Genomic DNA, 12,757 nt, shown 5'->3' on the forward strand with positions numbered 1-12,757 from the left:
TATACTAATAGATAAATAAATATCGGGGGTGCAACATGATTGAAATCCGACCAGTAGAAATGACAGACGCAAGTGAATTATTAGATATAGATGTACGTAATAGAGCACTATTTGAATCATATTCAGCAGCAGATAGAAAAGATTCAGACTACCAACTTTATAATTACAGAAAAATTATCGATAAACATTTACAAGATATGACTGAAGATAAGGGTTATCACTATGTCATTGTACATAAAGAAGATAATAAAGTAATCGGAACGATAGATTTATTTGCAGTCGTTAGACACAATATTCAGAGCTGTATGATGGGTTATGCATTAGACGAAGCATATAACGGAAAAGGTATTACAACATTGGCAGCAAAAGAAGTCATTCGTATCGCATTTAATGAATTAGGATTTCATAGAGTTGAAGCAGGCGTTCAACCAACAAATATCGGTTCAGTTAGAGTATTAGAAAAAGCAGGCATGACACGCGAAGGACTAAACAGATCTAACGTAAGAATCAATGGCGAATGGAAAGACCATTACCTATATGCCATCGTAAATGAAAACTATTAAAGACAGGTGAGTAGCATGGTGGTAGTAGGGCTGGGTGTTTATATATGTTTGTTATTATTGGCTAATAACTTAATTAAAAATGAAAAATTCTATATTATTCATACGATGTTTACAGTAATCTTTATTTGTTTTAGCCAAATTCCTTTAATTTATTATGCAAAACTTGAAGGGGACTTAAATGGCATTGTATTGATATTAGGATTGATATCTACAATACTGATGAGTGTATCGATGTTCCTACAAGTGATTTGTGATTTAACATCTTATACGAATTTGTTTAGAACAGAAACCATAGATAAAATGTTCAAAATTGTATCTGATCCATTTGAGGTAGCTGGTAATGTAATGAAATCAGTATGGTTATTACTATTAGGCATACATTTAATTCAAAACAACGACTATGGAATAGGATTATTAGTTCTAATATGGGGCATAACGATTGTCTATTATATTGGCATCCTTATAAATTATGTAACAAGACACAAGAAAGGTATTAGACCAAATGTAATTTTTATAAATATTGAAACGCTACTGATATTTTTAATTCTATATATAGGAACTTTTGTTATATGAGGTGACTTTCTGGACCGATAAAATAAATTACCGGTCCATAAACGAGAAATATGGACCGATAAAAATAAATATCGACCCGAAAATGGGATTTGCAGGCCGATAAATAAAATTATCGACCCGAAAACAGGATTACCAGGCCGATAAAAATAAATATCGACCCGAAAATGGGATTTGCAGGCCGATAAAAATAAATATCGACCCGAAAATGAGATTACCAGGCCGATAAAATAAATTATCGACCCGAAGACAGGATTTGCCGGCCGATAAAAAAAATTCTCGACCCGAAAACAAGATTTACGGGCCGATAAAAAAAAATATCGACCCGAAAATGAGATTGAGGCTGGGACATAATGTAATGTCTTAGCCTCTTATAGTATCTTGGCAGTAGATGACTGAATTGAAAATGCGCTTGTACCAAGCTTTTTTCAACTCTAGTCATCCTTGCCGGGGCGGGACTACGAAATCTTTTTATACAAATTAGATTTCTGTCCCGCTCCCAATTTCCTAATACCACATAAAATGAAACAAGCGGAACCATAATCAATGATGGTTCCGCTTGTTCTGCTCTATTGTCCTGCTCCGCTTGTCCTATCTACCTTGAATCGGGTTGGTCTATTTTTCTATGGTGATCTATATATAATCCGAGTGGTGTTAGTATGAATGAAAGTATGATATATGCCCAATTTGATGTATATATTTTAGGTCCTAATTGTAAATAGACGCCTGGTAAATAAAAGGCTAGTATCGTTACAACTAATGTCCCGAATATCAATATATTAGTAATCATGGTTGTCCAATTGGATTCGCTATATATTCGTATTTGAACGACTTTAAATATCATCCATATAAATATAAAAATCATCGTAAATCCTGTTACAAAGGTGATGAGGAATGTATAAAGATATGTGAATTCAACTTGTGTGAAGAATCCTGTGAACCCTCTTATGAATGAAAATACACCTAACAAAATAAGGATGTGTAATCCGATAAATTTAAATATATTCTGGAATGTTCTATTTGGCATATTTCTAATCATCGTGTCGGCATGTTTTTTTGGATCGTGGTCAAAAAATTCCATGGCATGCATGCCGTCTTTTTCGGCGCTTAATAAATGATTAAGTATATTGAGCAACATTTTCTCTGAGTCATATTCATTGATGCTCAAATTTGCACGTACGTATGTTATATAATTTTCGTAAACTTCTCTATCGTGACTATTGAGTCTTAATCGTTTTACGTTATTTTCAATTATAAGGTCGCGTGTTGATTTTTTCATCAGCGTTTTCCTTTCTGTTATCAATAATTTTATTTTAACAAGTATTTTCTAATAAAAACATTACAAATTTGAGGTTTATACTTTTTACAGATGATTCATTTTTCGATATTATTAAATGTAACAGGTGGTGTAGTCTTGGAGATCATGACATTATTTATTATCTTTTTAGTAGGGGTTTTTGCAGGAACGATTAATATCGTATCTGCTGGTGGCTCATTAATTGTTTTGCCATTACTTATATTTTTTGGACTACCAACTACTGTTGCGAACGCATCGAACAGGGTTGCGATTTTAGTTCAAAATTTATTAGCGTTATATGTGTTTTATATAAAAGGCATGAAAAATGTTAAGTTGAGTTTAATGTTAAGTGTGCCTGCTATAATTGGCTCTTTTATTGGCGTTCATTTCGCTATAAATCTCCCGGATGCTGTCTTTAACCGCATGTTAGGTATTATTATGCTTCTCGTTTTAATCGTAATGATTATTCCTACCAGATGGAAAGATTCACAAAAACAATCTGAAAAATTATCTGTCTTTAGAATTGTACTTCTCATTATTGTTTTTCTAGCACTTGGTATTTATGGTGGCATTGTTCAAGCTGCTGTAGGATTTTTATTTATTATAGCTTTAAATTTAATTATGCCAAGACTGACTTATGCTGAAGTTCAGTGTATGAAGACGTTAGTTATAACGATTTACTTATCATTATCTACTTTTGTTTTTATTTTTCAAGGTTATGTTAATTGGCCATTTGCCATAAGTTTAGCACTTGGTTCAGGATTAGGTGGTTTTATAGGTGGTCGTTTAACAGTTTCTTTACCTGAAAAGAAACTAAAAATCATAATGTTTATTATTATATTTATTTTAGCAATTAAATTATTAATCGAGAATAATTAGGTAGGGTAAAAATGTTTGTCATAAAAAATATAGAAGATGACGCAACGATATATAGCATTAGTGAAATGGCTGCTTCATCATTTAAAGATGAAAATCAAAGCTTGAGACTTGCTACATCATTGGAATATGAAGCGATAAAGCGATCTCTTGAATATGAGAAGAGTGTTTTGAAAGGTGCTTTAATTCAAGATGAATGCATCGGTTTTATATGGGCGAAATATAATGTTCATGATCGAGAGGTTAAGATATACAACCTTCTCGTTGAGAAAAGTCATAGAAATAAAGGTATAGCAACCGCTTTGAAACGAGAAATAGAAAAGTGGGCGAAAGAAATGGGTGCGTATACCATCGTTTCAACAGTCCATGCTCACAATAAAACAATGATTCAAATAAATGAATCAATGGACTACGAAGTTGAAAAAGTTATTATGCGTAAAAAGTTATTTTAAACAGAAGAGAGGAATTTTATGGCCATATTTGAAGGTTTCTTATGGTTCATCATGGGTATCATCCTAAGTTCAATCATACATCATTATATTTCTAAGATACCTTTAAGTTTTGTTCAAATCATAATTGGTTTTGTTATATTCTTATCTCCAATTCCAGTTGAATTAAACTTTGAGTCAGAAGTATTTATGGTAGGAATTATCGCACCATTGCTATTTTTAGAAGGTATTTCGGTATCACGTTTCCATTTAGCGAGATATTTGAAACCCGTTATGTCTATGGCATTAGTGCTTGTATTCTCAACAGTTATTGGTCTAGGCTTCTTATTACATATTATCTGGCCAGAATTACCATTAGCTGCATGTTTTGCAATTGGTGCAATCGTGTCACCTACAGATGCGGTAGCCGTTCAAGCTATTGCGAAAGGTAAATTATTGCCTAAAGGTTCTATGACTATATTAGAAGGTGAATCTTTACTAAATGATGCTGCAGGTATCTTATCATTTAAGATTGCATTAGCCGCATTAGTAGGTGGTTCATTCTCATTAACTGGTGCAGTTGGCCAGTTCTTCATAACTGCAATCGGAGGCGCAATTGTTGGTCTTATCATTGGTTATGGTGTTGTACAGTTACGTGTTTATTTAACTCGAAATGGGATTAATAACGGTAATATGTTGACGTTCATCCAGGTTATTACGCCGTTTCTAGTTTATATTATTGCTGAAACATTCCATTCATCAGGTATTATTGCTGCAGTTGTTGCAGGTTTAATTCACGGTGTTGAAAAAGACAGAATTGCTCAAGCAACGACGAAAGAGCAAGTAACATATAATCATACATGGGATTTATTGAGTTATTTATTAAACGGTTTTGTATTCATTTTATTAGGTTTCTTAATACCTGAGGTCATGATTAATATATTAGAAGAACCACAACATGAAATTATGCATGTTATTGGTATTACACTATTTGTAGCTGCATTAGTGTATCTATTTAGATACATTTGGGTGCTTATTTCATATCCATATTTCTATTTACCAGAAAGTCGATTTTCTAAAATGTTAAATACGGGTAAAGATATTGCGCCAGAGTCAGAAATAGATAAACCAAATCGTTTTAAATATGCATTTATTATGACGATTTGTGGTGTTCACGGTACCATTTCATTAGCAATCGCATTGATGTTGCCATTTAAATTGTCAGAACACACTGATTTTATTTATCGCGATCATCTATTGTTTATCGCAACTGGTGTTATTTTAATCAGTCTTGTGCTCGCGCAATTAATATTGCCGCTCGTTACACCAAAAGCTAAACCGAAAGATCAAAGTTTATTAACATTTAACGAAGCGAAAATTTTATTAATTGAAAGTGCATTAGAAAATCTACAAGAATTTTACAGTAAAGAAACAAGCTATATTTACGGTAAAATCACACGTAGTTATCATATGCAATTATCATTCTTAAGAGAAAATGAAGAAAAAGACGAAGATATTAAAGAGTTAGAACGTATGCAACGCATTGCGATTGATACAGAATTCAATACGTTGGATAAACTTATTAAAGAAAATAAAATATCTCAAAGTACATTTGATAACTACAGACAAATTACTGAACGTTCATCAACATTTAAAAATGCTTCATTATATACAAAAGTGAAATTAATGTTGAAATTATTTGTTAGACGTAGAAAAATTAAAACATTCATCAATGCTACAAGTTCACTTTCAATTGAAAGTAACATTAAAGAAATGAGATTTATCAGTAAAGAAGTGCATTTCAATGTTGTTAAAAGATTAACCGAAGAAATGAATGACAACAATGAATTTGAAATTAGTATTGTATGTGATTCTTACTTAAACAAAGTTGAAAGATTAACGCCTGATTACTTTAAAGGTAATCACACTGCTGTATATACAGAAATGGAAATTTACGCATTAAGAATTCAAAGAGAAATGATTAATCAGTTAACAGAAGAAGGTAAAGTCAGTCGTTCTATGGCAATCAAACTAAGAGAATCTGTTAATTATGATGAAATGATTGTTCTCGGTAACAGCATATAGTTTGTTTTCAATAGATAGCTTACATGTTGTGTGGTAAAATGTTTAAGACTATATATAGGAGGCGACACCTATGAAGAAGGCACTTTTACTTATGGTGAGCTCATCAATTATTCTAGCAGCGTGTGGCAATGATGATGAACAGAAAAATCTAGAACAAGAAATTAAATCTTTAGAGAAATCGACTAAAGATTATCAAAAAGATAAAAAGTCTTTAGAAAAAGAAAATGAAAAGTTAAAAGAAAGTATTAAAGATAAAGAAGAACAATTAAAAAAACTTGAAGATGAAGTGAAAAGTAATCAATCAGATACAGAAGAATCTAAAGATAGCAAAGAAGATTCTTCAGACAAAAAAGAAACTTCAAGTGCTGAAAGTAAAGAGGACTCAGTAAAAAAGCCATTTCCTAATACAATTCGAACGTCAACAAATGGAGATGTTGAACTCATTCATGATCTTAAAGATAAACATTTTCAATTTGAAGATAGTGGCATGAAAGTCAATATTGATCATTTGCAAATTTTCCAAGTGCATAACATGCCTGAAGGACAGGTCTTACTGTTTAACGGTGCGAAAAATGGTTATGTCGTGATGTATGAAGTATTAACTGAAAATACTTCTAATCATAAGTTATACTATGATAATACGGCATCTATTCAAGATGGCAGTCATAAACAACGATCTGATTATGCATCATTTATACCAGACTCTCACAATGAAAAGTACATGAAAAAGTCTAAAGAAAATACAGATGAATATCAGCCTGGTGAAAAGACAAAAAGTTTAAAATCTATTCCAATTTCCCATGAAGCTTATGATGCGCTTAAAAAAAACCGTGCTACTTTTAATATACACGGTGGTGTAAGTAAATCAGCTACATTTGATGATGCAACTGATAAAGTAAAATCATTTAAATTAGATTTATAAGTCGCGTTTAGACTGAATTGTATTAGGGAATAAACAACAAAGGATTATTTGAAAAGAGGGATGTCATCGTGCACGAAAAAGAATTTGTTCTGATTGAAGGCGGAAAAATGACATTATTAGAATTAGGTCATGAAATCGAAACAATCACAGGTCGAACATTACAATCAACAACAGGTGAGGTTAGAAGTTGGCCATCAGAAGCAGTAAATTTTAATCGCAAATCTAATATTAATCAAGTCACATATCGTTTTAATGATGTTAACGATTTGATTGATGCAACGATTGAAGTTCCTAGAGGCTTTAAAAATTATGATACTGATCCTGTAACAATTAAACTGCTAACATATATTAGAAAAGCATAGTACACATAACGGAGCGGGATGATGAAATCTTTTAAGTTTAAAAGATTTCTCACTCGCTCCATATTTTATACATAAGGAGAAATATAATGAAGTCTAAACTGTCGATATTGAGTTTAATAACACTGATTGTCTTTGTTATTGCGGGTTGTTCAAATGACGCAACTGAGAAAGAAGGCAAAGATGGAAAAATTATATTATCACCTAAAAGTGATGACATTAAAGGGAAAGTCTTGTTTGATAGTGCACATGGTCAAACAGCGGGCAGTGCAGATTGGGTCATCAATGGTGGCTTTTCTGATTTTGCTGATGCATTAACTAAAGAAAACTATGAAGTAACAGATTTAGGGTATAACCAATTATTAGATTATGACAAGATGAAAAAATATGAAGTCGTTGTTATTCCAGAGGCTAATAATCCACTTAAAGCGAGTGAACAAGACGCTATAGAGCAGTATGTGAAGTCTGGTGGAAGTATATTAATGATTAGTGATCATTATAATGCCGATAGAAACTTTAATCGATATGATTCTTCAGAAGTGATGAACGGTTATAGAAGAGGTGCTTTTGATAATCCTACAAAAGGCATGAACGCTGAGGAAAGCTCGTCAGATAAGATGAAAAATGTTCAAAGTAGAGATTTCTTAAACGAAGTGTTTGGCTTAAGATTTAGATACAATGCATTAGGTAACATTAAAGTAGATGATTTAGCGGATGAAAAAGATAGCTTTGGAATTACTAAAGGTGTTAAAGCAGTATCGATGCATGCCGGTTCAACAATCGCCATTACAGATCCTAATAAAGCAAAAGGTGTCGCTTTTGTTCCTAAATTATCAACAGATGATGCATGGAATCATGCTGTAGACCAAGGTATATACAATGGTGGTGGCCGCAATGAAGGTCCATATATTGCTGTGAGTAAAGTATCTAAAGGTAAAGGCGCATTTATAGGTGATTCTTCAATGGTAGAAGATAAGTCACCAAAGTATAAACGTGAAGACAACGGTGAAACTAAAAAGACTTATGATGGATTTAAAGAAGAAGATAACCAAAAAATGATTATGCAAATTGTAGAATGGTTAAATAAAAAAGATGACCAACAAGATTTATTATCTATGAATGTTCAACTTGATGAAAAAACACAGTTGTTAAATTTTGAACAACCAGAGAACAGTAGAGAAAATGAAAAAGAACCTTGGGGAACACCTAAACAAGGATATAAATGGTATGATTCATCAACTTATGCATCTGGAAGTTATGGTGCAAACTCAGAAAGTAAAAATAAGAAAGCTGATCAATCAACGACGTCTCGTTCAAAAGAACAAAATAATAATCAATCATCTAACAGTGACCAAGGTGCATTTGAAATGCCATCATCCGTTCAGAAACAAGAGAAATTTCAAATAACAGTCCATGTCGATGAATCGAAATTAGTAAATCATAAATTCCAGTTGTCGATCAAAAATAAAGACGGACAAGAAGTAGGTATGTTCGACGGACAAGCACCAGGTGTTTCAAGTTCAGTATCACCAAAAATTAAAAACGGTGTAACCGATTGGTATTTTAAATCCAAAATAGCAAACGAAGCAGATAACGAAGTAGAAGTTGAAGTCTTATCAGGCGGCAACGTGATAGCTAAAACAACATTGAACGTACAATAACGGGTGCTGTTAGGGACAGAATTCTGAGAAATGTCCGTAAGAGAGCACCCACCTAACTACCAGAACCCGGAATAATGATAGTTACAGCAGTCTAACTACCAGAATTCGAAATAATGGAAGTTACAGCAGTCTAACTACCAGAATTCGAAATAATGGAAGTTAGCACGTTCTAATTACCAGAATTCGAAATAATGGAAGTTACAGCATTCTAATTACCAGAATCCGGAATAATGATAGTTACAGCAGTCTAACTACCAGAATTCGAAATAATGGAAGTTACAGCATTCTAATTACCAGAATTCGGAATTCTGACAGTTAGCACACTCTCTCAATAAGATAATAAAGCGTCTGGGCATATGTTTATGCTCCAGACGCTTTTTATATATAGATATTTGTAACTTTTTATTTAAATTTTTATTAATAATGTAAAATGCATTTTATTTGATGTAAGCGTTTTCCTAGATTAAAATTAAAGTGTAATTAATTTAAGGGAGGCGTTTTAATATGGCTTTTGAATATCCAACTGCAGCAAATGCAAAATACAAAGTTAAAGACAAGTATCAGAACTTTATCGGTGGTAAATGGGTGGATCCTAAAAATGGAGAATTCTTTGATAATGGATCACCAGTTACTGGTGAAGTATATGCAAAAATTCCTCGTTCTACAAAAGAAGACATAGATGAAGCAGTTAAAGCAGCGCATAAAGCACAAGTTGAGTGGGCGAAAAAATCGCCAGCTGAACATTCGCAATTACTCTTAGATATAGCAGATCGTATTGAAGAAAATTTAGAAGAATTAGCAGTTATTGAAACATTTGATAATGGTAAACCTATTAGAGAATGTCTAGCAGCTGATTTACCATTAGTTGTGGATCATTTTAGATACTTTGCTGGTGTGGTCAGAGCAGAAGAAGGGGCAATCTCTCAAATTGACGACAATACAGTAGCGTATCACTTTAAGGAACCTATTGGGGTTGTAGGTCAAATTATTCCATGGAACTTCCCATTATTAATGGCTACTTGGAAATTAGCGCCAGCAATCGTTACAGGTAATGCTGTTGTACTTAAACCAGCAGAACAAACGCCTGTATCTATTTTACATCTTATTGAACTGATTCAAGACTTATTACCAGAAGGCTTGATTAATGTTGTAAATGGTTTTGGTGCAGAAGCAGGACAAGCTTTAGCAACACATGAAAATATTAATAAAGTTGCATTTACAGGTGAAACAACTACTGGTCGTATCATCATGCAAAATGCGAGTCAAAACTTAATTCCAGTAACACTTGAATTAGGTGGTAAATCACCAAATATCTTCTTCAAAGATATTATGGATGAAGATGATGACTTCTTAGATAAAGCTGTTGAAGGGTTGGTTATGTTCGCACTTAACCAAGGTGAAGTATGTACATGTCCATCAAGAGCATTGGTACATGAAGATATTTATGATAAATTCATCGAAAAATGTATCGAACGTGTAAAACAAATTAAGACAGGTAATCCTCTAGATCCAGAAACAATGCTTGGTGCACAAACTTCACAAGAACAAGCTGAAAAAATTAAGAGCTATTTAGACATTGGTAAACAAGAAGGTGCAGAAGTATTAGTTGGTGGTAATGTAAGAGAAGAAGCTGGAGAATTAGAAAATGGTTTCTATATTGAACCAACGATATTTAAAGGCACACAAAATATGAGAATATTCCAAGAAGAAATCTTTGGACCAGTATTATCATTAGCAACATTTAAAGATGATGAAGAAGCTTTAGAAATGGCGAATGATACTTTATACGGTTTAGGTGCAGGTATTTGGACTAGAAACCAAAATAAAGCATATCGCTTTGGTAGAGGTATCCAAGCAGGTCGTGTATGGGTGAATAACTACCATACTTATCCAGCTCACGCTGCTTTCGGTGGTTACAAAATGAGTGGTATTGGCCGTGAGAACCATAAGATGATGTTAGAACATTATCAACAAACTAAAAACTTACTCGTGAGTTATGACGAGAAGCCTGCAGGACTGTTCTAAATGACTGAACAAGTCACTGCTACTGAAAAAGCCAAATCACTCATTAGAGAATTAAAGAAAACACATGGTGAAAACCTTATTTTTCATCAATCAGGTGGATGTTGTGATGGTAGCTCTCCAATGTTATTTGTTGAAGGAACATTAATTATTGGAGATGTAGATGTGAAATTAGGTGAAATTGAAGGTGTCCCATTCTATATGAATAATAAGCAATATGAATATTGGAAACATACGAATTTAGAAGTCGATGTTGTCGATGGAAGAGGCGGTATGTTTAGTATAGAAGGCCCAACTGGGAAGAGGTTTCACATTAGGAGTTCAGTAAGATCATAATTTTTTGAAGGATGTGCTAAAATATTAGTACATCCTTTTTTGAATATGATAAAGGTTGGGTGAATGAAATGAAACATTACATTGAAACAAAACGTTTAATACTTAGAAATTGGAAAGACGAGGATGTTGCATTATTTCAAAGTATGAATGCAAGTCCTGAAGTAAGAAGATACTTTCCAGATATATTGAGCTATCGTGCGACTGAAAATACGATTAACCAAATGAAATCAGTCATCGATCAACATGAAATTGGTTTATTTGCTGTGGAATTAAAAGAAACTAAAAGCTTTATCGGTATGGTAGGTTTGAATTATATTCCAGAAGGTAGCGAATTAAGTTTCCCAGAATTACCTTTTTATGAAATAGGTTGGCGCATGGATAAGGATGTATGGGGTAATGGGTTAGCAACAGAAGCGGCGGAAGCGGTATTAACGTATGCTAAATCAAAAGGTATCGATGAAGTGTATAGTTTTACGTCGGAAATTAATAAACCTTCCAGAAGAGTCATGGAAAAATTAGAAATGAACCATATTAGGAATTTCTTACATCCAAAAGTCATACATGATGATGATTTAGCAGCACATGTTTTATATCATAAAGTATTGTAAGGAGTAGATGATATGATCGTTATTAGTGCATGTTTAGTTGGAGAAAAAGTAAGGTATGATGGCAACCATAAGTTGGATTTATTCTATAAGAATTTAATAGATGAGAAGAAAGCGATTAGTATTTGTCCTGAAATATTAGGTGGCTTACAAGTTCCAAGAGAACCAGCAGAAATCATCGGAGGAGATGGTTATGATGTGTGGAATGACCAAGCAAAGGTCATGACTGTTACAGGTCGTGATGTCACAATACAATTTAAAGAAGGCGCTAAACGTGCACTCTCTATTATTAAAGATTTAAATGCCGATACAGTTATTCTGAAAAGTGACAGTCCTTCATGTGGTAGTACTGTTATATACGATGGTACATTTACGGGAAATAAAAAAGAAGGTGTCGGTGTCACGACAGCCCTCTTTACATTAAATGATATTAATGTCTATGATGAAAAAACATTTTTAACTATTTTTGATAATCACGAAGTTTAACGGGTTGTGCCATTTTCATAGCACTAAATAAATCATCGATATTTTCTTTAATAATCGCTAAATTTTTATAATCTGAACTGATAAATTCAGTCGATATTAAATGATCAATCATTAAACTTAATGGATTGAAAAATTGTTTAGTATTTAATGCACCAATTGGTTTATGATGTAGTCCTATTTGAGACCATGTATAAATTTCAAAGAATTCCTCTAAAGAACCAGCACCACCAGGTAACATAATGAATGCATCAGCCATATCAGACATCATTTGTTTTCTTTCATGCATTGTTTCGACAACATGATATTCTGATAAATTTTCATGAGCGATTTCACGTTCTCCTAAAAATCTTGGCATTACGCCAATAGCAATACCATCATGGTCAATGACACCATTGGCTACTGCTCCCATCATGCCAGTTGATCCGGCACCATATACTAATTCATATTTATTTTCGGCTAAATATTTACCTAACGCATAAGCTTGTTCTGTATAAATTGGGTCATTTCCCTTACTTGCACCACAGAAAACAGCAATTTTCTTCATATA

The 12,757-nt window shown here is 33.1% G+C and carries 14 protein-coding genes; 12 read left to right on the forward strand and 2 right to left on the reverse strand.

Translation table 11 applies throughout. The annotated features are described in order from the left end of the window. The first annotated feature begins 35 nt into the window (after positions 1-35). A complete protein-coding gene (locus LQ679_RS04480) occupies positions 36-563 on the forward strand; it encodes a GNAT family N-acetyltransferase (protein WP_239762188.1) in 528 nt (175 codons plus the stop codon). 57 nt (positions 564-620) lie between these two features. Then, positions 621-1,136: a hypothetical protein gene (locus LQ679_RS04485; protein ID WP_239762190.1), complete on the forward strand. Its 516-nt coding sequence runs from the start codon at positions 621-623 to the stop codon at positions 1,134-1,136. Between the two features lie 592 nt (positions 1,137-1,728). Here the strand turns inward: LQ679_RS04485 and LQ679_RS04490 are convergent. Next, entirely contained in the window at positions 1,729-2,412 is a 684-nt protein-coding gene (locus LQ679_RS04490; protein WP_037589281.1) for a DUF1129 family protein, read from the reverse strand. Between the two features lie 144 nt (positions 2,413-2,556). On the opposite strand from LQ679_RS04490, the gene LQ679_RS04495 reads away from it, so the two are divergent. The 10 genes from LQ679_RS04495 (at position 2,557) to LQ679_RS04540 (ending at position 12,210) form a co-directional block, all read left to right on the forward strand. Next, the gene (locus LQ679_RS04495; RefSeq protein ID WP_224658829.1) at positions 2,557-3,309 is read left to right on the forward strand and encodes a sulfite exporter TauE/SafE family protein; all 753 of its coding nucleotides are present in this window, start codon (positions 2,557-2,559) and stop codon (positions 3,307-3,309) included. 11 nt (positions 3,310-3,320) lie between these two features. Further along, the gene (locus LQ679_RS04500) at positions 3,321-3,758 is read left to right on the forward strand and encodes a GNAT family N-acetyltransferase (RefSeq protein WP_037589279.1); all 438 of its coding nucleotides are present in this window, start codon (positions 3,321-3,323) and stop codon (positions 3,756-3,758) included. A gap of 18 nt (positions 3,759-3,776) precedes the next feature. Then, positions 3,777-5,819, forward strand: a complete 2,043-nt coding sequence (locus tag LQ679_RS04505) for a cation:proton antiporter (RefSeq protein WP_037589278.1) — start codon at positions 3,777-3,779, stop codon at positions 5,817-5,819. A gap of 70 nt (positions 5,820-5,889) precedes the next feature. Continuing rightward, positions 5,890-6,741 (forward strand): SA0632 family lipoprotein, encoded by an 852-nt coding sequence (locus tag LQ679_RS04510; protein WP_159315788.1) that lies wholly within the window; start codon positions 5,890-5,892, stop codon positions 6,739-6,741. Between the two features lie 68 nt (positions 6,742-6,809). Next, positions 6,810-7,103: a hypothetical protein gene (locus LQ679_RS04515; protein ID WP_037589276.1), complete on the forward strand. Its 294-nt coding sequence runs from the start codon at positions 6,810-6,812 to the stop codon at positions 7,101-7,103. Positions 7,104-7,189: 86 nt separating this feature from the next. Beyond that, a complete protein-coding gene (locus LQ679_RS04520; RefSeq protein ID WP_239762192.1) occupies positions 7,190-8,761 on the forward strand; it encodes a GldG family protein in 1,572 nt (523 codons plus the stop codon). A gap of 504 nt (positions 8,762-9,265) precedes the next feature. Further along, on the forward strand, positions 9,266-10,786 hold the full coding sequence (gene exaC, locus LQ679_RS04525; protein ID WP_103362177.1) for an acetaldehyde dehydrogenase ExaC: 1,521 nt from the start codon (positions 9,266-9,268) through the stop codon (positions 10,784-10,786). Next, entirely contained in the window at positions 10,787-11,119 is a 333-nt protein-coding gene (locus LQ679_RS04530) for a DUF779 domain-containing protein (RefSeq protein ID WP_025904728.1), read from the forward strand. 68 nt (positions 11,120-11,187) lie between these two features. Then, entirely contained in the window at positions 11,188-11,727 is a 540-nt protein-coding gene (locus LQ679_RS04535) for a GNAT family N-acetyltransferase (RefSeq protein ID WP_037589273.1), read from the forward strand. Positions 11,728-11,739: 12 nt separating this feature from the next. Further along, positions 11,740-12,210, forward strand: a complete 471-nt coding sequence (locus LQ679_RS04540) for a 2-thiouracil desulfurase family protein (protein ID WP_126476690.1) — start codon at positions 11,740-11,742, stop codon at positions 12,208-12,210. Here LQ679_RS04540 and LQ679_RS04545 read toward each other — a convergent pair. Beyond that, positions 12,185-12,754, reverse strand: coding sequence for an LOG family protein (locus LQ679_RS04545; protein WP_107576896.1), 570 nt, complete (start codon positions 12,752-12,754; stop codon positions 12,185-12,187). The genes LQ679_RS04540 and LQ679_RS04545 overlap by 26 nt on opposite strands. Positions 12,755-12,757: the final 3 nt, after the last annotated feature.

It is taken from the genome of Mammaliicoccus sp. I-M35 (genome assembly GCF_022386455.1).
GTDB lineage: Bacteria > Bacillota > Bacilli > Staphylococcales > Staphylococcaceae > Mammaliicoccus > Mammaliicoccus sciuri_A.

Bases quoted from the DNA above. Each gene is read 5' to 3' on its own strand.
- LQ679_RS04480 (WP_239762188.1), top strand. From the start codon at position 36: ATGATTGAAATCCGACCAGTAGAAATGACAGACGCAAGTGAATTATTA.
- LQ679_RS04490 (WP_037589281.1), bottom strand. From the start codon at position 2,412: ATGAAAAAATCAACACGCGACCTTATAATTGAAAATAACGTAAAACGA.
- LQ679_RS04495 (WP_224658829.1), top strand. From the start codon at position 2,557: ATGACATTATTTATTATCTTTTTAGTAGGGGTTTTTGCAGGAACGATT.
- LQ679_RS04500 (WP_037589279.1), top strand. From the start codon at position 3,321: ATGTTTGTCATAAAAAATATAGAAGATGACGCAACGATATATAGCATT.
- LQ679_RS04505 (WP_037589278.1), top strand. From the start codon at position 3,777: ATGGCCATATTTGAAGGTTTCTTATGGTTCATCATGGGTATCATCCTA.
- LQ679_RS04510 (WP_159315788.1), top strand. From the start codon at position 5,890: ATGAAGAAGGCACTTTTACTTATGGTGAGCTCATCAATTATTCTAGCA.
- LQ679_RS04520 (WP_239762192.1), top strand. From the start codon at position 7,190: ATGAAGTCTAAACTGTCGATATTGAGTTTAATAACACTGATTGTCTTT.
- exaC (WP_103362177.1), top strand. From the start codon at position 9,266: ATGGCTTTTGAATATCCAACTGCAGCAAATGCAAAATACAAAGTTAAA.
- LQ679_RS04530 (WP_025904728.1), top strand. From the start codon at position 10,787: ATGACTGAACAAGTCACTGCTACTGAAAAAGCCAAATCACTCATTAGA.
- LQ679_RS04535 (WP_037589273.1), top strand. From the start codon at position 11,188: ATGAAACATTACATTGAAACAAAACGTTTAATACTTAGAAATTGGAAA.
- LQ679_RS04540 (WP_126476690.1), top strand. From the start codon at position 11,740: ATGATCGTTATTAGTGCATGTTTAGTTGGAGAAAAAGTAAGGTATGAT.
- LQ679_RS04545 (WP_107576896.1), bottom strand. From the start codon at position 12,754: ATGAAGAAAATTGCTGTTTTCTGTGGTGCAAGTAAGGGAAATGACCCA.